Below are 21,453 nucleotides of genomic sequence, written 5' to 3'. Positions count from 1 at the left end.
GGGGTGGGCAGCCGGTTGCCGCACCGGGCCTCCACCCGGTCGGTGTGCACGGCCACCCGGAGGGAGCGCGGCGCTGAGCCGTGGCGTACGGCGTTGGTGACCGCCTCGGAGCAGATGTGCAGCAGGGCCGAGCGGACCACCTCGGGCACCACAGCGGGATCGTCGACCAGGGGGTCGGTCTCGACGACGGCACCGTCGCCCAGGCGTTGCCGCAGCACCTCCCAGTTCAGCGTGGACGCCGGCATCGACGCCTGCCGTCCGGCACCTGCACCGTCCGCGGCGAGGACCTCGATCACCGACCGCAGGTCGACGAGTGCGGCCTCGGCGCTGTCGCGCGCTGTCTCGAGGGACTGTGCCCTGGCGGCGGGGTCGTCCAGGTCACGGGCCAGGTTCGTGTGGAGTGCCACCGCGCTCAGATGGCCCGCCACCACGTCGTGCAGGTCCTGGGCGGTGTGCCGCCGGTCCGACTCCACCTCTCGGGCGGCACGCTCCCCGGCGAGTGCGTGTTCGGTGCGGGCCAGTTCCTCGGCGGCCTCCTGCGCCAGCCTGTGGTGTCTGACCTCCCAGCCCCACGCCAGGGGTGTGAACACCACGGCGACGACGACCATCGCGCCGAAGACCAGCGCGGTACCGAGCGGGACCTCCCCGCCCCAGCCCACCAGCATCGCCACGGCCGTCACCGCACCGACGACCACACCGGTCACCGTGGCGCACCTCGCCGACGCCCTGCCGCCCCGCGCCACCGGCGCCCACAGCCCCTCGACGAGCAGGACATAGGCGCTGACCTGCGTGCCGAAGAGGAGTTCGAGCAGACTCAGCGGGACCACGACGGCCAGGAGCAGCGCCGGACGGGAGGTCCGGAAGACGGTGGCGGCGGCCCCGCACAGCATGAGCACCAGTGACACCACCGACGGCCACGGGGTCTCCCCCTGCGGACCGCCGAGAAAGGACTGGTTGGTGACCCCCGACAGGAACAGTACGACCACGGTGACCAGGTAGACCGCCGCGGCACGGACGTCTCCCCTGCCGATACCGGGGAATCGTCCGTCGTCCATGGACACAAGGCTAGCAACCACACCGGACGCGGAATCTCCTACCGATGGAGGAGACCGTACGGCGACGGGATGGGTGAGGATGTCTCCCATGAGTTCCCTGAGTTCGCTCCCCGAGTCCTTCAGTTACCTGTCCCTGGCCGTCCTGGCGCTCGTCGACTCGACGAGCGTCGGCACGCTGGTGGTCCCCGTCCTGCTGCTCGTCGTCGGTGGAGGGGCAGGGGCGCGGGCAGGGGCGCAGGCGGGGGCGGTGAAGGCCGCCACCTCGACGTTCTACTACCTCCTGGTCATCGGGGTGTTCTACTGGGCACTCGGGGTGGCGCTGGCCGCGGGGGCCCTTCCCCTCCTCGAACACTTCGGCGACGCGCTCGCCTCCCCTGCCGCGATGACGGTGTACGCGGTCGTCGGTGCACTGCTGGTGGTGTGGTCGTTCCGGATCGACCCGAAGGCGGTGCGCAGGCGCGGCGGTGACCCGGAGGCGGGTGCGAGACGGTGGTCGCGGCGTGTCCGTGCGGCCGGCGGCAGCTACCGGGCGTTGACCGGCCTGGCCCTGCTGGCCGGGCTCGCCGAGGTCGCCACGATGGTCCCCTACCTCGCGGCGATCGGGGTCATCGTCGACAGCGGCGCCGGAGTCGGACGTTCGGCGGCACTGCTCGTCGCCTACTGTGCCGTCATGATCGCCCCCGCCGCGCTCCTGACGGGGGCGCGGATGCTCGGTGGTGCACGCCTGGACGGACTGCTGGCACGTGCCCACGACTGGGGGATCCGGAGCGCCGCGGGCGCCTTCTCCTGGGCGGTGGGCGTCGTCGGGGTGCTCGTGGTCCTGAACACCGCGCCGACGGCACTGGCGTTCCTCCGGTGACCGCCCCTCGTGTTTCCCTCCCGACACCTCCCCGGCTCGCGGTGCGCCTTGCATACCGGCCCCGGGAGCGGTGAACTGGGGGACATGAACTCTCCCGCCCGCCGGCACCGTCTGCCGGCCACCGCAGCGCTCCTGTCCACCACCCTGTTGTTCAGCGGGTGCTCTGCGCCGTGGAGCGACACCCCCACCGAGAGTTTCATCTCGCTGGTCAACGAGGGTGACTGGGCCGGCGCCGCCGGACAGACCGATGACCCGGGGGCCGCGGAGAGCTACCTCACCGGGATGGACGCCTCCGTCGGCGAGACGTCGGTGCAGCTGGACGTCGACGACGGTAGGACGACCGCGACATGGACCGTCCCGTCCGGTGACGAGGTCACCTCCGAGGGGTCCCTGTCGACCACCGACGACGACACCGTGGTCTGGGACCCGGCGATCTTCGCGTCCTCCCTGACCCCGGAGACGACGGTGTCCTACTCCGACGACCGCACCTACGACCTGCCTGTGCTCGACGCCCGGAACGACACCCAGATGTCCTGGACCACGGTCACCGTGTTCTCGGCGCGCGCCACCGAGGGCACGGACCCGGCACGGCAGGCCTCCGCCGTCGCGGCGGCGGCACGTCCGGCGATCGGGGACCTCGACACCGGGGACATCGCGCGGCAGCTCGCCGACGCCGACGGTGACGCGGTGACCCTGTTCTCCCTGCGGCCGGAGGACGCGGAGAAGGTCACCGACGCCCTGAACGGCATCGACGGGGTGGAGTCCAGGGAGGAGGGCCGGCTCCTGGCACCCACGGGGACGACCTCCCCGGTCGACGGCGACCTGCGGGAGTACTGGGAGAAGCGCCTCGACGACACCGCCGGGTGGACGCTCACCACCACGGGTGACCCGGAACAGGGGCTCGACGGCGAGGTCCTCGGACAGGAGGAGCCCGAACACAGCGAGCCGGTGCGCACGACCATGGACATGGGCGTCCAGGCCGCCGCACAGCGGGCGCTGGACTCCGAGGACCGTGCGGCGTCCGTTGTCGCGGTCAACCCGTCCACCGGAGGGCTCGTCGCCGCGGCGCAGAACCCCGCCGCCGACCGCCAGGGCACACCGGCGATGACCGGGCAGTTCCCGCCCGGGTCCACGTTCAAGACCGTCACCACCGCAGCGGCACTGTCACGGGGGACCGTCAGCCCCGACGAGGAGGTCGAGTGCCCCGCCCAGGTCGAGGTCGACGGCCGGGTCATCCCCAACGACGACGACTTCGACCTGGGCACGGTGCCCATGCACACCGCCTTCGCCGAATCCTGCAACACCACCCAGGCGCTGATCTCGCGGGACCTCGCGCCCTCTGAACTCAAGGACACGGCCGCGCAGCTGGGCCTGGGCGTGGACTTCGACGCGCCGGGGATGACGAGCATGACCGGCTCCGTCCCGGTCACCGAACCCGGGGCCGCACGGGTGGAGTCGGCGATCGGGCAGGGCGAGGTCCTGGCCTCCCCCTTCGGACTGGCGCTGATGGAGGCCTCGGTCGCCGCCGGCGGGAAGATGGTCAGCCCCTCGGTGATCCAGGGGGAGGAGACGACCAGTGACGTCGGGGACGAGGCCCCGGAGCCTGTCGACCCGGGGGTCGTCGCCTCCCTGCGGTCGATGATGCGCGAGACGGTGACCTCCGGGACCGCCTCGTCGCTCAGCGACATCGACGGACTCGGCGGGAAGACGGGCACGGCGGAGGTCGGCGAGGGAGACGCCCACGGCTGGTTCGTCGGCACTGTCGGTGACCTCGCGTTCTGCGTGTTCGTCGAGGGGGCGGACTCTTCCGGACCCGCCGTCACGTTGGCGGGCGACTTCCTGCGGGACGGGGCCCTGTCGGAGATCACGGGCCAGCACCCCGGCTAACACCCCGATGGTCCCGGGCGATGGGATTGATAGTAAGAGCCAGACACACCGACCCTCTCCAAGGAGTGGAACGTCATGACCCTCACACGAAAAGTTCTCACCGGCGCCGTCGCGGCCCTCGCGGTCGTCGGCCTGGCGGGTGCCCCCGCGGCCACGGCGCAACCGGCCGTGCCCGGCTCATCGGTTCCGGACGTGCCCTTCACCGGGACGTGGGTGGACGCCGACCCGGCAGGCGCGGCTGAGGTGACCTTCGACCAGGGCCGGATCTCCGGCACCGACGGCTGCAACGGCGTCGGCTCGTCCTACACGGTCGAGGGCAATGTCGCCGACGTCGACCCGTTCATCTCCACCCTGATGGCGTGCACGGGTGCCTGGAGTCCGTGGCTGCAGGGTATGTCCACGGTCCACCACTACGGTGCGGTCCTCGTCGTCCACGGCGAGGACGGCGCGGTCCTCGGCGTCCTGCGTCCGGACTTCTGATGCGCGCGACACGTCCCGTCGCCGCCGTCGCCGCGGGACTGCTCGCCGTCGGGCTGGCGGCGTGCGGGGACGACGCCGGACCGCCCCCCACAGAGACGACACAGGCAACACAGGCAACACAGTCGACAGAGACGACAGAGACGACAGAGACAGCACGGACCACGGAGGCCGGCACGGTGACCGACACACCCCCTGAGGACCCCACCGGATTCACCGGGACCTGGGTGGACCCCCACGGCAAGGGCTACCTGACCTTCGACGGCGAGGGCGGCGTCACCGGCAGCGACGCCTGCAACGGCATCACCACCACCTATTCCGTCGAGGGCACCGGTGCCACGGTGGATCCCTTCCCCACCACGATGATGGCCTGCGGTGAGGGATGGTCGCAGTGGCTGCTCGGCGTCAGCACCGTGGAACTTCGCGACGGCACGCTGGCTGTCCTGGGGCAGGACGGCGAGGAGCTCGGCGTCCTCGTCCCCGGCGACGCCCCCTGATGGGGCCGGTCCGGCTGATCGCCACCGACCTGGACCACACGCTGCTGCGCAGCGACCGGACGGTGAGTGAGCGGACCGTCCGGGCACTCGACGCCGTCCGCGCGGCGGGCGTGCAGGTGGTCCCCGCGACCGCCCGCAACGTCCGCGGCGTCCGGGCGGTCAACGGTCAGACGCGTTTCGCCGGTTGGGCCCTCTGCGGCAACGGGGCCTGCGGGGTCCGTCTCGGCGACTCCGAGGTGCTGTTCTCCGTCGAGATCGACGCCACCACCCTGTCCCGGGTGGTGGACACCGTCCGTGGGCGTGTCCCCGACGTACGGTTCGCCGCGGTGCGCGACCTCGGGGCCCGGTTTCTCGCCGAGGACGGTTACGCCGGGTTGGCCGCGACCGTCGACCACAGCCGCGACCCGGCGACGATGGAACGGGTGGACACCGGCACCCTGGTGGGGGCGCCGGCGGGGAAACTGGTGTTCCGTCATCCCGACGTGCCTGCTGACGTGTTGTTCGCCGAGGTCGCCGACCTGCTCGGCGGTGACGGGAATGTGGAGGTCACGCTCTCCGGCGCGCCCTTCGTGGAGGTGATGGCGGCCGGGGTGGACAAGGCCTCCGGTCTGGCCCGGTTGTGCTCCCACCTCGGCGTCGACCGCAGCGAGGTGCTGGCGCTCGGAGACGGTCTCAACGACCTCGGCATGCTGCGCTGGGCGGGTCACGGTATGGCGGTGGCCAACGCGGAACCGGCCGTCCTCGCCGCGGCCGACGGCGTCACGGCCGCAGCGGACGAGGACGGGGTCGCCCTGGTACTCGAACAGGTCACCGGCAGTGCGGCAGGACCTCGGCGATCGTCCTGACGGCCGGGTCGAAACGGCCCGGGTCAGGCCCGGCGAAGTTCAGCCGGATGAAGGCGCCGGTGGGTTCCGCCGGGAACAGCCCGTCTCCGGAGGCGACGGTCACCCCGGCGCGTTCACACCCGACGACGAGGCGGTGCAGGTCGGTACCGTCGGGCAGTCGCACCCACAGGTTCAGTCCCCCGCCGGGAAGCCCGGTCAGCACCGCCTCCGTCAGGTGGGTGCGGACGGCGTCTGCCAGCAGGTCGCGGCGGGAGCGCAGCTGTCCACGCAGCGTGGTCAGGTGGGTCCGCCAGGCCGGACGTCCGACCACGTCGAGCGCCGCCTCCTGGAGCAGTGGGCTGACATACATGGCGGAGGCGGTGACACCCGCCCGGACCCGCTCGCCCACCGGGCCGCGGGCGATGACCGCGCCCACCCGCAGGGACGGTGAGACACTCTTGGTCAACGAGCGAAGGTAGATCACCCGCCCGGCGTCGTCGTGGGCGGCCAGGGGTGCGGGTTCCGGTTGCTCGGTCATGGCGAAGTCACGGGCCCAGTCGTCCTCCACGAGGAAGGCCCCGTGCCGGGCGAGCACCTCCATGACCTCGTCCCGCCGTCGCCGTGACCAGGTGACGCCGGTGGGGTTGGCGTGGCGGGGCTGCGCGTAGAAGGCCCGGGCCCCGGTCCGGGCGAGGGTCCGGTCGAGCTCCACGGGGTCGGGCCCCTCGGGCCCACCCACCGTGGGGACCAGCCGGACCCCGGCCTCTCCGGCGGCGAGGATCGCACCCCAGTAGGTCGGCGACTCGATGACGAGCGGGTCGCCCGGGTCGGCGACGGCCCGGAAGATCGCCGCGAGGCCGGACTGGGTCCCGGGCAGGACGGTGACGTCGGCGGCCGCGACCGGCGTGGTGCCGGCGGGGGTGTGCTGCCCGACTTCGTGGGCGAACCAGCGACGCAGCCCCGGCAACCCGGCGCGAGGGGCTGCGGCGAGCGCCGAGTCACCGCGGGCCGCGCGGGCCAGGGCCTGCCGCACGAGTTTCTCCGGCAGCAGGCTCCGGTCCGGGTACCCGTTGTGGAGGCTGACGGCGTCCTCCGGGGTGGGCCGCAGCGGGTCGTCCCCTCCCCGGGCGGCGGCGGTGGCGGCGCCCAGTGCCCCGGCCTGCCAGGAGTAGTCGGCGGGGTGCAGTCGGCGTCCGGACTGCCCGTCGGCGACGAAGGTCCCCGCGCCGGGCCTGGTCTCGACGAGGCCCTCGGTGGCGAGGGTGCGCAAGGCCGCCTGCACGGTGCCGGGGCCGACGCCGTGGTCGCGGACGAGTGACCGTGTGGAGGGCAGTCTGGTTCCGCCCGCGCGGCCCTCGATCCAGTGTCGGAGTTCTCCGACGAGACGGTCACTGCTACTCTGGGGCATGAAGAACAATAGTAGCGCTACTGTCAACAGTGGCCCACCGGTACTGACCCTCCGCTCCTCCACCGTGACGGAGGGCAGCAGGTGACGAACGCACGGCGAACCGTCCGCCAGTCATCCAAGCTCCGCAACGTCCTCTACGAGATCCGGGGGCCCGTCGCCGCCCGCGCCGCGGAGATGGAACGTGCCGGGGTGGAGGTCCTGAAGCTCAACATCGGCAACCCCCAGCCCTTCGGTTTCACGGCTCCCCCGCAGATCACCGCAGGGATGTCCCGGGCCCTGCCGCACTCCCACGGGTACTCCGACTCCCACGGGATCCCCGAGGCCCTCGACGCCGTCATCGACCGGTACGCCTCGGTCCCGGGCTTCCCGGAACTGCGACGGTCGGACGTCTACCTCGGCAACGGCGTGAGCGAGCTGATCACCATGACCTGCCAGGCGCTGGTCGACAACGGCGACGAGGTCCTCATCCCCGCCCCCGACTACCCGCTGTGGACGGCGATGGTGACCCTCGCCGGCGGCACTCCGGTGCACTACACCTGCGACGAGACCGACGACTGGAACCCGGACCTCGCCGACATGGAGTCCCGGATCACCTCCCGCACCACCGCCGTCGTCGTCATCAACCCCAACAACCCCACCGGGGCGGTCTACCCGCGACACGTCCTCGAGGGCATCGCCGACATCGCCCGGCGGCACTCGCTGACACTGCTCGTCGACGAGATCTACGACGGGATCACCTACGACGGGACAGTCCACACCCATCTCGCCGCCGTCGCCCCGGACGTGCTGACACTGAGCTACTCCGGGCTGTCGAAGAGCAGCCGGCTGGCCGGCTACCGCGCCGGGTGGGCGGTGGTCACCGGGCCGAAGGACCACGCCTCGGACTTCCTGCACGGGCTGGACCTCATGGCGTCGACGCGGCTGTGCCCCAACGTGCCCGGCCAGCATGCCGTCGTCGCGGCACTCTCCGGTGAAGGGGACCACTCCATCGCCGGACTCACCGGTGCCGGTGGCCGGCTCGCCCGCCAGCGCGACGTGGTGGACGGTGCCCTGAACAGCATGGACGGCGTGAGCTGTGTGACACCCCGCGGTGCCCTGTACGCCTTCCCCCGTCTCGACCCGGCCGTCCACGCCATCGGCGACGACGAGCTGTTCGTCCTGGACCTGCTGGAGAGCGAGCACATTCTGCTGGTCCACGGCACCGGCTTCAACTGGCCGACACCTGACCACGTCCGCATCGTCCTGTTGCCGGAGGAGGAGGTGCTGGCCACCGCGATGGAACGGCTCGGCAACTTCCTGGCCGGCTACCGTCAGGACGACCGTCCGAAACTCCGGCGGTAGGCGGTCGGGGTGACCCCGAGCTGGGCGACCACGTGCCGACGCATCGTCGTCGCCGTGCCGAAGCCCGTCCGACGGGCGATCGCCTCGACGGTGAGGTCGCTGACCTCCAGGAGACGTCGCGCCTCGGACACCCGCTGACGGATGAGCCACGTGGCCGGCGGTTCCCCGAGTTCAGCGGTGAACCTGCGCTGGAAGTGCCGCAGCGACATGCCGGCCCGCCGGGCGCAGTCCGCCACCGTCACCGGCTCGGCGAGATGCTCGGTCATCCACTGGAGGACCGGCGACATCCCGGCGTCCGGGCGCACGGTGGGACGTTCGATGAACTGTGCCTGGCCACCTGACCGGTGTGGGGCGACCACCATCCGGCGGGCGATGCGGGCGGCCACCTCCTCCCCCATGTCACGCCGCACCAGGTGCAGGCAGAGGTCGATCCCGGCGGCCACCCCCGCGCTTGTGGCGATGTCACCGTGGTCGATGTACAGGACTCCGGGGTCGACGGTGACCGACGGGTAGGTCTCCTGCAGCTCCGCGGACCGGCACCAGTGGGTCGTCGCCGTCCGTCCGTCCAGCAGTCCGGCGGCGGCGAGTGCGAACGCCCCGGTGCAGATCGACACGACACGGGTGCCCTGCCGGGACGCGCGGACCAGCAGGTCCAGGACACCGGGGACACCGGGGACACCGGTCACTGCAGGATCCTCGGCGTCACCCCCACCTGCGCTGCTGGTGAACCCCGGCACCACCACCGTGTCCGCCTCGAGGATCACCTCCGGGCCGGACACGCCGCCGACGCTGAAACCGGTGGAGGTCTCCACCTCCCCGGGAGCGCAGCCCACCACGGTGGCACGGTACTCGTCCTCCCCGCGGAAGCCGAAGATCTGGGCCGCGGTCGACAGGTCGAAGGCCACCACCCGGGGAAGGGCCAGGATGACGACGTGGTGGGCGCGTCCGCTGTGGCGTGAAGTGTTCGACACATGTCATTTATGCCACTCACCGCTCGGGGTGTCCACCCCGTAGCGTCGGTCGCATGGCACCGCACACACCACGCACACCACGCACAACACAGACCCCGGCGACACCGCTCCCCCGGGACACCGCACTGGGAAAGGTGCAGGCGGCCGAGGACGCGTGGAACACCCGTGACCCGGAGCGGGTGGCGCTCGCCTACTCCCCCGACACCGAATGGCGGAACCGGGGTGAGCACATCGTCGGACGCGACAAGGTCGTCGCCTTCCTCACCGCGAAATGGTCCCGGGAACTGGACTACCGCCTACGCAAGAACCTCTGGGCCTTCGACGACGACAGGATCGCCGTACGGTTCCAGTACGAGTGGCACGACACCGACGGCCGGTGGTGGCGGTCCTACGGCAACGAGCTGTGGGAGTTCGACGGGGACGGGCTGATGTCGCGCCGTGAGGCCAGCGTCAACGATGTCGCGGTCAGCCGGTCGGAGCTGCGTGTCACTCCCGGGGCCGGGGTGGTACCGACATGGTGAGTCCCGACGGCCGCGCACGGGAGAGGACCGTGACGGTCATCCTCTACGAGGGGTTCGAGGTGCTGGACGTCTTCGGCCCGGTCGAACTGTTCGGCCATGTCCCTGGATGGACGGTCGAACTCGCCGGAGTGTCCCCGGACCACCCCGTGCGCAGTGCCCAGGGCGCGCGGGTGCAGACGGATGTGGGCGTCGGCGACCTACGCGACCGGTCGGGCGGCGTCGACGTCGTCCTGGTCCCCGGCGGTCCCGGTAACCGCGCGTTGATCGACGACCCGGGTTTTCTCGGGGACATCGCCGCCGTCTGCATGGGCGCCGCAGTGGTCACCTCGGTGTGCACCGGCTCGGCGGTGCTCGCCGCCGCCGGGATCCTGGATGGCCGCCGGGCCACCTCGAACAAGAAGTCGTGGGACTGGGCAACCTCCCACGGCAGAAGTGTGGACTGGGTGCCGCAGGCCCGCTGGGTCGTCGACGACGGTGCCGGAACCCCGGTGTGGACGTCCTCAGGGGTCGCCGCAGGCATGGACATGGCGCACGCACTGGTCGCCGCGCTGGCCGGCCCGACCGTCGCAGACGGAATCGCCGACGACATCGAGCTGGAGATGCGCCGGGACCCGTCGTGGGACCCGTTCGCCGCCGTCCACGGAGTCTCCTCGACCGGGGACCGGGACCAGTGAACCCGAACCCCGGGCCAGCCCCTACGATTGTGTACATGAACACACCTCCCATCGCTTTCGTCATCGCCGGCTCCGAGGCCACCGGCGGCGCCGGCATCCAGGTCGACCTGAAGACGTTCCAGCAGCTCGGCGTCTACGGCGTGGGCGCCCTGAGCTGCATCGTCGCCTTCGACCCCGCGAACAACTGGGGCCACCGCTTCCACCCGGTCGACCCGCAGATCATCACCGAACAGTTCGAGGCCGCACTGGCCACCCACCCGGTGGAGTCGATGGACACCGCCAAGGTCGGCATGCTCGGCACGCCGCAGACCATCGACACCGTCGCCGGCAAGCTCTCCGAACGATCCTGGCGCAACCTCGTCGTCGACCCCGTGCTGATCTGCAAGGGCCAGGAACCCGGTGCGGCACTGGACACCGACAACGCACTGCGGGAGAAGATCCTGCCGCTGGCCACCGTGGTGACCCCGAACGTCTTCGAGTCCCGGACGCTGTCCGGGATGGAGAGCATCACCACCGTCGGGGACCTCGAGGAGGCCGCCCGCCGCATCGGCGAGCACGTCCCCTACGTGCTGGCCAAGGGCGGCGTCGAGCTGCCCGGCGACGAGGCCGTGGACGTGCTGTGGGACGGCCAGAGCATCACCCGTTTCTCCGCGCCCAAGATCGGCGAGCAGAGGGTCTCGGGCGCCGGCTGCACCATCGCCGCAGCACTGACCGCGGAGCTTGCCAAGGGCACTGACATCGTCGAGGCCGTCCAACGCTCGAAGGAGCTCGTCACCCGCGGCATCGAGCACCGTGTCACCGCGAACACGCCCTTCGACACCGTCTGGCAGGGGGCTTGAGCCACCCGTTTCGTCCCTCCCGCGCGTCGGTGACGGCCACCGCCCGCAGCCTGGTCACCCTGGATCCCGCCCGGGCGGACCTCGTGCCGGCGCTGCGGGTGGCGGTGTCGTTGGCGGTGCCGGTGGTCGTCCTGCTGCTCACCGACCGGATCGAATGGTCGCTGTTCGCCTCCTTCGGCGCCTTCACCTCGATCTACGGCCGCTACACACCGACCCGGACCAGGGTGCGCCACCAGGTCCTCGTCGGCTCCATGCTCGCCGCCTGCGTGGGACTCGGGGCACTGATCGCCCGGCTCGCGGTGAACTGGACGGAGACGACACACGCCGTCGTCACCGTCCTGGCCGGTGCCGTGGTCGCCGCCGTGACAGCGACGGTGATCATGTTGCGGGACCTGAGACCCGCCGGGGCGGTCTTCACCGTCTTCGCGACCACCGCCGTCGCCTCCGCACCGCTCACCGCCTCCCCGTGGGTCGCGCTCGCGATCGCCGCGGCGTCGGCGTCCTGGTGCATCCTGCTGAGCGTCCTGTCCGGGTGGACCGGTGAAGCCAACCCGGACGCCACGGTGCCGCCGCCCCCGGAGTTCCCGACGGGCGAGCGGGTCCGGCAGTTCAGCCGGTACGGGACCGCCGCCCTGCTCGGCGGGGCGGTGGCCACGCTCACCGGCATCGCCTCCCCGTACTGGGCCCAGGTCGCCGCGGTCGTGCCGTTGTCCGCACCGCGGCGCCGTCAACAGGTGGAACGCGGACTGCACCGGATCGTGGGCACCGTCCTCGGCGTCGGCGTCGCAGCTTTCCTGCTGTCCTTCCCCAGCCAACCGTGGCAGATCATCGTGTGGGTCGTGGTGATGCAGTTCCTCGCCGAACTGTTCGTCCTGCGCAACTATTCCCTCGCGCTGGTGTTCATCACCCCGCTGGCACTGCTGATGGTCTACCTGGCCCACCCGCAGCCGGTCGGCACCCTGCTGGGCGCGCGCGTCGCGGAGACCGTGATCGGGTCCGTCATCGGCATCGCCGTGGTCCTGGCCTCTGTCGCCGCCTCCCGACGTTCCCGCTAGAACCTGCAGGTCAATGCCTTGCAGTTGTCGGGCCCCGTCGGGAGTTCGCGCATTTGCGGCGGACGTCCCGTAACATGACCCGTCGAACTGACACCTACCCCCCGCCGGGCACCGGCGTCCCCGACCGCCCGTCGGGCCGAGACGCCCCGCCCCGCGGAGAACGGAAAGACTCCGTGCCGGAATCCCCGGAACCCACGTCCACGGACGCCGCCGACATTCCCACCACCGCAGCCGGACGCTACCCGGACGACATGCACCCCGGCCTGGTGCCGGGCATCAGCGTCGACGACCAACGCAACCGGTTCGGCCTGGACAAGGTGGTGTTCTTCCTCACCGCGGCACTGATCCTGTCCTTCATCGGCTGGGGTGTGGCCAGCCCCGAGTCGGTGTCCGCCGTCTCCTCGACGATGTTCGCCTGGGCGATCAAGAACCTCGGCTGGCTCCTGAACCTGGTGATGGTCTCCGCGGTGGTCCTCATGCTCTACCTGGCCTTCTCCCGGTTCGGTCAGATCAAGCTGGGTACCGACGACGAGGAGCCCGAGTTCTCCCGCTTCGCGTGGATCGCCATGATGTTCGGCGCCGGGCTGGGTGTGGGCATCTTCTTCTTCGGTCCCTCCGAGCCGCTGACCTACTACATGGACCCGCCGCCGCACACCACCGACCCGCAGACCCCGGAGGCGCTGCACCGGGGACTGGCCCAGTCGCACTTCCACTGGGGCCTGGCGATCTGGGGGCTCTACGCCATGGTCGGCGGCGCCCTAGCCTACAGTTCCTACCGACGCGGACGGGTCTCGCTGTTCAGCTCGGCGTTCCGCTCCCTGTTCGGCGAACGCCAGACGTCCGGGATCGCCGGCAAGCTCGTCGACATGATGGCGATCATCGCCACCCTCTTCGGTACCGCGGCCACCCTGGGGCTGTCCGCACTTCAGATTAGCGAGGGCATCCAGATAGTCTCAGGCGCCTCCAAGGTCACCAACACGGTCCTGATCATGATCATCGGTGTCCTCACCCTGTGCTTCATCCTCAGCGCGGTGTCCGGTGCCGCCCGTGGCATCCGCTACCTGTCGAACCTCAACATCACGCTGACCCTCGGACTGGTGTTGTTCACCTTCATCCTCGGGCCGACGCTCTTCCTGCTCAACCTCGTTCCCTCGGGCATCATGGCCTACGCCGACAACATGCTCGACATGATGGGCCGTTCCCTGTCCTGGGGTGAGGACACCCTGGCGTTCCAGTCCATCTGGACGGCGTTCTACTGGGCCTGGTGGATCGCGTGGACGCCGTTCGTCGGCCTGTTCATCGCCCGGATCTCCCGCGGACGCACGATCCGCGAGTTCGCCCTGGTGACCACACTGGCACCGACGTTCATCCTCATCCTCGCCTTCACGATCTTCGGCGGTACGGCGATCAGCTTCTTCCGGGACGGACGGGAGGGAGTCGACGGCGAGTCCTCTCCCGAGCAGGTGCTGTTCGCACTGTTCGACAACCTGCCGTTGAGCTCGGTCACCCCGTTCATCATCGTCTTCGTCCTCGCGGTGTTCTTCATCACCTCGGCCGACTCCGCGTCACTGGTGATGGGCACGCTGTCCGAGCGGGGCAACCCCTCCCCACGCAAACTCGTCATCGTCTTCTGGGGACTGTGCATGATGGGGATCGCGGTGGTCATGCTGCTCACCGGCGGGGAGACCGCACTGACGGGCCTGCAGAACCTGACGATCCTCATCGCGATCCCGTTCTCCGTCGTGCTGATCGTCCTGGCCGTCGCGTTCGTGAAGGACCTCTCCACCGACCCGGCCGCCATCCGACGGGACTACGCCCGGTCCGCGATCCAGAACGCGGTGGTCAAGGGCATGCAGGAGCACGGCGACGACTTCGAGCTCTCCGTCTCCCGCACCGAGGGTGGTGCAGGGGCCGGGGCCCACTTCGACTCCACCGCGAACCGGGTCACCGACTGGTACCGGCGGACCGACGAGGACGGCAACGACGTCGGCTACGACTACGGGTCCGGCACCTGGGCCGACGGGTGGACCCGGTCGGGACGAGCCGACGACATCGGGGACGAGGACACCGGGAGCACCGGGAGCGGCCCCGAGCCCCGTGGACGAAACCGGGACTAGCCTGTCACGCCCGGGGCAGGCACACGATACGATAAGGCGTTATGAGCCCCACGAGCCCCTCGAACACTGACCGCGAGATCCTCACCTACGACCTCTTCGGCACCGCCATCAAGGAACTGGCCCAGACGGTCGTAGACGACTACAAGCCCGACCTGATCCTCTCCATCGCCCGGGGCGGCCTCCTGATCGGTGGCGCCCTGGGGTACGCCATGGGCATAAAGAACGTCTCGGTGATCAACGTGGAGTTCTACACCGGGGTCGGCGAGACCCTGGACCAGCCGGTGATGCTCCCCCCGACCCCGGAGGCCGTCGACCTGTCCGGGATGAAGGTCCTCATCGCCGATGACGTCGCCGACTCCGGCAAGACCCTGGAACTCGTCCAGGAGTTCTGCGCCGAGACCGTCGCGGAGGCCCGCACCGCGGTGATCTACGAGAAGTCGCGCTCGATCATCAAGCCGGACTACGTGTGGAAGAAGACGGACCAGTGGATCGACTTCCCCTGGTCGGACTTCCCGGTCATCACCCCGTCCGGCACCCCGGCCGGAGGAGACGCCTCCTAGACCCCGGCGCGTTCCTCCCCCCGGCCCAACGCCTCGCCGACCCGCTTCCCGCTGTGGATGCACCCGCCGAGGAACGTCCCCTCCAGGGCGTTCTTGCCGTGCATGCCCCCACCGCCGAAACCTGCCGCCTCACCGGCGGCGAAGAGTCCGGGCAGCACGGTCCCGTCGGACCTCAGGCAGCGTCCCGACAGGTCCGTCTCGATGCCGCCGAGGGTCTTGCGGGTCACGATCCGCAGCCGCACGGCGATCAACGGGCCGTGGGCGGGGTCGAGGATCCTGTGCGGTCTGGCCGCCCGCACGATCTTGTCGCCGAGGAACCTGCGCGCCGTGCCGAGGTAGTTGACCTGGGCGTCCTTGGAGAACCTGTTGTCGAGTTGGCTGTCACGGTCCTCGATCTGCGCGCGGAGCGCCCCGGCGTCGATCACCGGCGCGTCGTCACCGGTGAGGGCGTTCATGCCGTCCACCAGGGTCTCCACGTCATCGGCGATGACCCAGTCCTCCCCGTGCTCCATGAAGTTTCGCACCGCGACATGGGTCCCCGGCCCGATCTTGCCGGCGAGCTTGCGCAATGACTTGTCGGTGAGGTCCGGGTTCTGCTCCGACCCGGAGAAGATGAACTCCTTGTCCGCGATGGTCTTGTCCAGCACGAACCAGCTGTACCCGTGTCCGGTGCGGCCGATGTGCTCCAGAGCGGCGAGGTTGTCGGAGCCGGGGAAGATGTTGGTGGGCAGTCGCCGCCCCTCCGCGTCGAACCACAGTGTGCTGGGTCCGGGGATGATGCGGATACCGTGGGCGGGCCACACCGGGTCCCAGTTCGCCATACCCTCGGTGTAGTGCCACATCCGGTCGGTGTTCACCGTGGACGCGCCGGCCCGGGTCGAGATGCCGATCATCCGGCCGTCGACGTGTGCAGGCACCCCCGCCACCATGTCGTCGGGGCACTCCCCCCAACGCTCGGTCGGCCACGACCGTCGCACCAGGTCCAGGTCTCCCCCGATCCCGCCCGAGGAGACCACCACGGCCGCTCCCCTGAACTCGAAGGTGTCCACCACCTCGCGGGGCGAGGCGACACCTCGCCCGAGATCGTCACACGGGACCAGCACGCTTCCCCGCACGCCGGTCACCGCACCGTCCTCCACGATGAGTTCGTCGACCCGGTGCCGGAAGGCGAAACGGACCGTCCCCCGCTTCTCCGCCTCCAGCAGCGGCTCACGGAAGACCCGCACCACCTCGGGGCCGGTACCCCAGGTGAGGTGGAACCGCGGCACCGAGTTTCCGTGGCCGGAGGCGTCGCCGCTGCCGCGTTCAGCCCAGCCGACGGTCGGCAGCACGTTGAGTCCCAGGGAACGCAGGTAGCCGCGTTTCTCCGTCGCCGCGAACCGGACGTACTCACGTCCCCACTTCCGCGGCCAGTGGTCGTGCCCGGCGTCCCCGTCGTCCCCGTCGTCCCCGTCGTCATAGTCCGCGGAGTTGCGCCAGTCGCGCCAGGCGAGTTCCTCGGAGTCCCTGATCCCCATGAGTCTCTGTTCCGGGCTGCCGACGTAGAACAGCCCACCGAGCGACCAGTAGGCCTGCCCGCCGAGGTTGGCGCGGTTCTCCTGGTCGAGGATCAGCACCTGCCGTCCTGCCTTCTGCGCCTCGTGGGCCGCGACGAGGCCGGCGAGGCCGGCGCCGACGATGATCACGGGTGTCTCTGTGTCTGCTGGCTTCTCTCCCATACAAAAGCAGTCTAGGTGCTGCGTGCCGTCGCGGCGACAGACCGACGTATCCCACCCATCGGACGTTTGCGTTCGCTGTGTGGGAAGAGTAGTTTCGCTGAGCGTCCTTGACACACGACACGTCCCCCAAGAGAGAAGCACAGCCGCTCCATGACCACCTCCCTCACCGACCACTCCGACTACTCCGATCCACCGTCGTCGCCACCGTCCGGCCAGGCCACCGGCAACAAGAAGAGCCGCGTCATCATCGCCTCGACCATCGGGACGACGATCGAGTTCTACGACTTCTACGCCTACGCCACCGCGGCGATCATCGTCTTCCCCCACCTGTTCTTCCCGGAGAACGAGAACTCCACCGTCGGGCTCCTGGCGTCGCTGGCCACCTTCGGACTCGCCTTCGTCGCCCGCCCCGTGGGCTCGGTGCTCTTCGGACACTTCGGTGACCGCATCGGACGCAAGGCGACACTGATCGGCGCCCTGCTGACCATGGGAATCGCCACGTTCATCATCGGCCTGCTCCCCACCTACGAGCAGATCGGACTGTGGGCCCCCGCCCTCCTCGCGCTGATGCGCTTCTGCCAGGGCCTCGGACTGGGCGGGGAATGGTCCGGCGCCGCCCTACTGGCCACCGAGAACGCCGAGGACGGCAAGCGCGCCCGCGCCGCCATGTGGCCCCAACTCGGGGCGCCGTTCGGGTTCATCCTGGCCAACGGCCTGTTCCTCATCCTCGTCCTCGCCCTGGACCACACCCACGGCGAACCTGGCGGGGCGTTCATGACGTGGGGCTGGCGGGTGCCGTTCCTGCTGTCCGCGGTGATGGTCGTCGTCGGACTCTACGTGCGCTTCAAGCTGGAGGAGACCCCCGTGTTCCAGGACACCCTCGACAAGGGCGAGGACGTCAAGGTCCCCACCGTCGAGGTGTTCCGCACCGCCTGGCGCCCCGTCCTGCTCGGCACCTTCGTCATGGTGTCCACCTACACGCTGTTCTACCTGGTGACCACCTGGTTCCTGTCCTTCGGCATCGGCGACCGCGAGGCCGGTGAAGGCCTGGGCATCCCCTACAACCACTTCCTCGTCATCCAGCTGGTCACGGTCCTGTTCTTCGTCGTCGGCGTCCCCCTGGCCGGCCACCTCTCCGACACCGTGGGACGACGCCGCTACCTCACCGCGGTCTCCGTGCTGGTCCTGGCCTACAGCTGCGCCTTCCAGGCCTTCCTCGACCCGGCGACGTCCGGTGAGCTCAAGGCCGGGGTCTTCCTGGGCATCGGAATGTTCCTGATGGGCCTGATATTCGGCTCCATGTCCGCCGTCCTGCCCGAGATGTTCCCCACCAACGTCCGTTACACCGGCTCCGGGATCGCCTACAACCTGGCGTCCATCCTCGGTGCCGCGGTCGCCCCGTTCATCGCCGTGGCCCTGGCGACCTCACACGGGCCGTGGGCCGTGGGCGTCTACCTGGGCGTGGTCGTCCTGATCAGCCTGATCGCCATCCGTCTCATGCCGGAGACCAGGGACGCCGACCTCTACACCGTGTAGCGGCGAACCTCAGAAGCGCCGGAACACGAACTGCTCGCAGTCCAGGGCCCCGGCGCGGGCCAGCGCCTCGTGCAGGGCGAGCTGGTAGTCCCACAGCCGCCGGTAGACCGCGTCGAAACCGGCCGCCGCAGCGGCACGCTCCCGCGCATTGAACGCCGAACGCCACAGGGCCAACGTCGTCGCGTAGTGCGACCCCATGCGGTTGCGTGCGGTGAGCCGCAGACCGGCCCGGTTCGCCTGCGTCAGCACGTGCTCGTCGGTGGGGTACTCCACCGCCGGCCACACGTAGGCGCGCATCACGTCCAGGCTGTCGCCGACGGTCTCCTCCGGGAGCCCGGAGTCCGGCACCCGCACCACCGACTGGACCACTGCGATCCCGTCGTCCGCCAGCATGCGCTCCACCGACCGGAGGAAGTGGATCGTCCCGTCGTCCCCCAGGGTCTCCATGCGTTCCACGCTGAAGACCGCGTCGTAGGTGCCGGACCACTGCCGGGGGGACGGCACCGGCCCGCGGATGGTCTGCACCCTCACCGCGCCGCCCACGCCGGCGTCGTGGGCGTAGGCGCGCACCCTCTCCGCGTGCTCGACGTCGGAGGTCAACACGTCCACGTGGGCGCCACGCTGCGCCGCCAACACCGGCAGCGCCCCTCCCGACGAGGGGAGTTCCAGCACCCGGTGCCCCGGGCCGACCTGCGCCTCGTCCAGCATGGCGTTGATCCGGTGGCGCTGGGCCGAGTCGAGGTCCGCCCGGTCGACCAGGGCGGGGTCGGTGGGGGCGTCGAAGTACCGGACGGTCACGGGCGGCCGGTGTCCGGCCTGGTCCGGGTTCTCCACCTCGGACGTCCTGGTCCCCGAGGCGAACAGGGCGGAGCCGGTGGCACGGTAGCGGCCGGCGTAGATGTCCACCAGCGTGTCCGGCAGGTCCCCCGCACGGACGTGCCCGGACACCCGCCGCCGACGACGCGACAACGTGCGCCCGAACCCGCCCTCCAGCGGCTGGATCAGCAGCACCCCCAGGACCTCCGGCAACGGCTCGGCGGTCCACTCCCCCGCCATGTACCCCTCGGCCAGGCCCAGCCACCCCGAGTCCACCACACGGTCCAGGACCAGCCCGTCGTCCACGACGAACCGCGGTACAGCGCCCGCCGTCAACGCCACACCGTGCTCCTGGGTCAGGTCCTCCAGGCGTTGCTGCAGACTGACGGCCCGGCGTCCGAGAAACGGGGCCTCCGGCTGACGTGCCACCCCCGGCCAGCGCTCCGGGTCGACGTAGGTCTCCCGACTGTCCCGCGGGTCGCGACGGCGACGGCCGTCGTCGACAGGTGGTGCCACCTCTGCCTCCGTCCTCAGCTGGTACCGTACATTTCCGAGAAAAACTAACACCCACCCCCGGTTGCACCCGAAACAGAAAGGGGCCCGTCGAGAGTTGACCGCATCCTGCCCGCGTGATGAGTACATCGCCGACAGGCACTAGTATGGGCACTCAGGTCCGACGCGACCGGGAGGTCCGTCGGCTGACGACACTACACCGGCGTCCACCGACCCCCTGTAGAACACGCAGCAGTGCTAAAGACACAACGCAGAGAGAACACGTGATGACCACCGGCGCCCACACCGACGAGCGCGTCGCGGTCACCGCAGAACGAGGAGTTTCGCTGATATGACAACCACCACCCCCTTCCGGCCGTCCGGCCGTCACCACGTCGTCATCATCGGCGCAGGCTTCGGTGGGCTGTTCGCCGCCAGGAAGTTCGCCGGCGCCGACGTCGACGTCACGATCATCGACCGCACCAACCACCACCTCTTCCAGCCGTTGCTGTACCAGGTGGCCACCGGTGTGCTGTCCTCGGGCGAGATCGCCCCGACAATCCGTCAGATCCTGCGCAAGCAGCGCAACGCCCGGGTCATCAAGGCCGAAGTGCGCGAGGTCAACGTCGACGACAAGGTCATCACCGCCGACCTGGGCGGCAAGGACGTCGTCCTGCAGTACGACTCCCTCATCGTCGCCGCCGGCGCCGGCCAGTCCTACTTCGGCAACGACCACTTCGCCGAGTTCGCCCCCGGCATGAAGAGCATCGACGACGCCCTCGAACTCCGCGCCCGCATCACCGGTGCCTTCGAGCGCGCCGAGATCACCGACGACCCCGCCGAGAAGGCCCGCCAGCTGACGTTCGTCATCGTCGGTGCCGGCCCCACCGGCGTGGAGCTCGCCGGCCAGTTGGCGGAGATGGCCCACCGCACCCTGCGCAACGAGTTCCGCCGCACCGACACCGAGCAGACCCGTATCCTCCTCGTCGACGGCGGCCCGCAGGTCCTGCCCCCCTTCGGCAAGAAGCTCGGCCGTAAGGCGCAGAAGACCCTGGAGAAGCTCGGCGTCGAGGTCGTCACCGACTCGCTGGTGACCAACGTCGACCGCGACGGGGTGACCTGGAAGAACATGAAGACCGACGAAGAGACCACCGTCGCCGCCTACTGCAAGATCTGGTCCGCCGGTGTCGCCGCGAGCCCGCTGGGCAAGCACATCGCCGACCAGATCGACGGTGTCGAGGCCGACCGCGCCGGGCGGGTCCCGGTGAACAACGACCTCTCGGTGGGTGACCACAAGGAGATCTTCGTCGTCGGCGACATGATGAGCCTGGACAAGCTGCCGGGCCTGGCGCAGGTCGCCATCCAGGGTGGCGAGCACGCGGCCTCCGTCATCCGTGCCGAGGTCGAGGAGGGCAGCACCGAGCGTCCCGACTTCAAGTACTTCGACAAGGGCACCATGGCCATCGTCTCCCGGTTCAACGCCGTGGTGAAGCTGGGCAAGTCGGAGATCTCCGGTCCAGTCGGCTGGTTCATGTGGCTCGCCGTGCACCTGATGTTCATGGTCGGCTTCCGCAACCGCTTCGTCGCCGCCTACAGCTGGGGTCTGAACACCCTGTCGCCGAACCGGTGGCACCTGGTGGCCACCCGTCAGCAGCTCCACTCCCGCAATGCGCTTCGTAAGCTGCGCATCCTCGAGGACGAACAGGACATCCGGTCCATCGAGGTCCGCGACAACCTGAAGTTCGGCGAGGGCCGCGACACCCGCGCCGTTTCCGACTAGCCGCACCCTCTCCCCCGACGTGGGGG

19 protein-coding genes are annotated in these 21,453 nt (G+C 70.0%); 14 read left to right on the top strand and 5 right to left on the bottom strand.

Translation table 11 applies throughout. The features are described from left to right. The coding region (locus Q0A34_RS12490; RefSeq protein WP_291480325.1) for a histidine kinase at window positions 1-1,055 on the bottom strand (1,055 nt) is incomplete at its 3' end. Window positions 1,056-1,143: 88 nt separating this feature from the next. On the opposite strand from Q0A34_RS12490, the gene Q0A34_RS12485 reads away from it, so the two are divergent. The 5 genes from Q0A34_RS12485 to Q0A34_RS12465 all read left to right on the top strand — a co-directional run bounded on the left by Q0A34_RS12485 (window position 1,144) and on the right by Q0A34_RS12465 (window position 5,620). After that, a complete protein-coding gene (locus tag Q0A34_RS12485) occupies window positions 1,144-1,914 on the top strand; it encodes a GAP family protein (RefSeq protein WP_291480324.1) in 771 nt (256 codons plus the stop codon). A gap of 84 nt (window positions 1,915-1,998) precedes the next feature. Continuing rightward, entirely contained in the window at window positions 1,999-3,801 is a 1,803-nt protein-coding gene (locus tag Q0A34_RS12480) for a penicillin-binding transpeptidase domain-containing protein (RefSeq protein ID WP_291480323.1), read from the top strand. A 75-nt stretch (window positions 3,802-3,876) separates the two neighbouring features. Further along, window positions 3,877-4,281 (top strand): META domain-containing protein, encoded by a 405-nt coding sequence (locus Q0A34_RS12475; RefSeq protein ID WP_291480322.1) that lies wholly within the window; start codon window positions 3,877-3,879, stop codon window positions 4,279-4,281. Continuing rightward, entirely contained in the window at window positions 4,281-4,775 is a 495-nt protein-coding gene (locus Q0A34_RS12470; protein WP_291480321.1) for an META domain-containing protein, read from the top strand. The genes Q0A34_RS12475 and Q0A34_RS12470 overlap by 1 nt, the downstream gene beginning before the upstream one ends. Continuing rightward, window positions 4,775-5,620, top strand: a complete 846-nt coding sequence (locus Q0A34_RS12465) for a Cof-type HAD-IIB family hydrolase (RefSeq protein WP_291480320.1) — start codon at window positions 4,775-4,777, stop codon at window positions 5,618-5,620. Before Q0A34_RS12470 ends, Q0A34_RS12465 begins: the two co-directional genes overlap by 1 nt. Here Q0A34_RS12465 and Q0A34_RS12460 read toward each other — a convergent pair. Beyond that, window positions 5,583-7,007: a PLP-dependent aminotransferase family protein gene (locus Q0A34_RS12460; RefSeq protein ID WP_291480319.1), complete on the bottom strand. Its 1,425-nt coding sequence runs from the start codon at window positions 7,005-7,007 to the stop codon at window positions 5,583-5,585. The two genes, Q0A34_RS12465 and Q0A34_RS12460, sit on opposite strands and share 38 nt — an antisense overlap. Before the next feature lie 81 nt (window positions 7,008-7,088). Here Q0A34_RS12460 and Q0A34_RS12455 point away from each other — a divergent pair, with 81 nt between their 5' ends. Then, on the top strand, window positions 7,089-8,348 hold the full coding sequence (locus Q0A34_RS12455) for a pyridoxal phosphate-dependent aminotransferase (RefSeq protein WP_291480318.1): 1,260 nt from the start codon (window positions 7,089-7,091) through the stop codon (window positions 8,346-8,348). On the opposite strand, the gene Q0A34_RS12450 is transcribed toward Q0A34_RS12455, so the two are convergent. After that, window positions 8,318-9,319 (bottom strand): helix-turn-helix domain-containing protein, encoded by a 1,002-nt coding sequence (locus Q0A34_RS12450; protein WP_291480317.1) that lies wholly within the window; start codon window positions 9,317-9,319, stop codon window positions 8,318-8,320. The genes Q0A34_RS12455 and Q0A34_RS12450 overlap by 31 nt on opposite strands. 53 nt (window positions 9,320-9,372) lie before the next feature. Between Q0A34_RS12450 and Q0A34_RS12445 the strand changes: the two genes are divergently transcribed. The 6 genes from Q0A34_RS12445 to Q0A34_RS12420 all read left to right on the top strand — a co-directional run bounded on the left by Q0A34_RS12445 (window position 9,373) and on the right by Q0A34_RS12420 (window position 15,085). After that, a complete protein-coding gene (locus Q0A34_RS12445) occupies window positions 9,373-9,840 on the top strand; it encodes a nuclear transport factor 2 family protein (RefSeq protein ID WP_291480316.1) in 468 nt (155 codons plus the stop codon). A gap of 29 nt (window positions 9,841-9,869) precedes the next feature. Next, window positions 9,870-10,514, top strand: coding sequence for a DJ-1/PfpI family protein (locus tag Q0A34_RS12440; protein WP_291480315.1), 645 nt, complete (start codon window positions 9,870-9,872; stop codon window positions 10,512-10,514). 35 nt (window positions 10,515-10,549) lie between these two features. Beyond that, window positions 10,550-11,353: a hydroxymethylpyrimidine/phosphomethylpyrimidine kinase gene (locus Q0A34_RS12435; protein ID WP_291480314.1), complete on the top strand. Its 804-nt coding sequence runs from the start codon at window positions 10,550-10,552 to the stop codon at window positions 11,351-11,353. Then, window positions 11,350-12,408: an FUSC family protein gene (locus Q0A34_RS12430; RefSeq protein WP_291480313.1), complete on the top strand. Its 1,059-nt coding sequence runs from the start codon at window positions 11,350-11,352 to the stop codon at window positions 12,406-12,408. The genes Q0A34_RS12435 and Q0A34_RS12430 overlap by 4 nt, the downstream gene beginning before the upstream one ends. Window positions 12,409-12,659: 251 nt before the next feature. Further along, window positions 12,660-14,525: a BCCT family transporter gene (locus Q0A34_RS12425; protein ID WP_291480326.1), complete on the top strand. Its 1,866-nt coding sequence runs from the start codon at window positions 12,660-12,662 to the stop codon at window positions 14,523-14,525. Between the two features lie 41 nt (window positions 14,526-14,566). Next, window positions 14,567-15,085 carry a phosphoribosyltransferase family protein gene (locus tag Q0A34_RS12420; RefSeq protein ID WP_291480312.1) on the top strand — a complete coding sequence of 173 codons (519 nt, stop codon included), beginning with the start codon at window positions 14,567-14,569 and terminating at the stop codon, window positions 15,083-15,085. On the opposite strand, the gene Q0A34_RS12415 is transcribed toward Q0A34_RS12420, so the two are convergent. Further along, complete coding sequence (locus Q0A34_RS12415) at window positions 15,082-16,803, bottom strand: FAD-binding dehydrogenase (RefSeq protein ID WP_291480311.1); 1,722 nt, start codon at window positions 16,801-16,803, stop codon at window positions 15,082-15,084. The two genes, Q0A34_RS12420 and Q0A34_RS12415, sit on opposite strands and share 4 nt — an antisense overlap. 150 nt (window positions 16,804-16,953) lie before the next feature. On the opposite strand from Q0A34_RS12415, the gene Q0A34_RS12410 reads away from it, so the two are divergent. Then, window positions 16,954-18,339: an MFS transporter gene (locus Q0A34_RS12410; protein ID WP_291480310.1), complete on the top strand. Its 1,386-nt coding sequence runs from the start codon at window positions 16,954-16,956 to the stop codon at window positions 18,337-18,339. Window positions 18,340-18,348: 9 nt separating this feature from the next. Here Q0A34_RS12410 and Q0A34_RS12405 read toward each other — a convergent pair whose 3' ends face one another. After that, on the bottom strand, window positions 18,349-19,671 hold the full coding sequence (locus Q0A34_RS12405; RefSeq protein ID WP_291480309.1) for a class I SAM-dependent methyltransferase: 1,323 nt from the start codon (window positions 19,669-19,671) through the stop codon (window positions 18,349-18,351). A 328-nt stretch (window positions 19,672-19,999) separates the two neighbouring features. On the opposite strand from Q0A34_RS12405, the gene Q0A34_RS12400 reads away from it, so the two are divergent. Continuing rightward, window positions 20,000-21,427 carry an NAD(P)/FAD-dependent oxidoreductase gene (locus Q0A34_RS12400; RefSeq protein WP_291480308.1) on the top strand — a complete coding sequence of 476 codons (1,428 nt, stop codon included), beginning with the start codon at window positions 20,000-20,002 and terminating at the stop codon, window positions 21,425-21,427. Window positions 21,428-21,453 lie beyond the last annotated feature (26 nt).

The organism is Corynebacterium sp. (genome assembly GCF_022712195.1).
In the GTDB taxonomy this organism is placed as follows: Bacteria; Actinomycetota; Actinomycetes; order Mycobacteriales; family Mycobacteriaceae; genus Corynebacterium.
The sequence above is the reverse complement of the archived record's forward strand: the minus strand, read 5'-3'. Positions and strand labels throughout refer to the sequence as shown.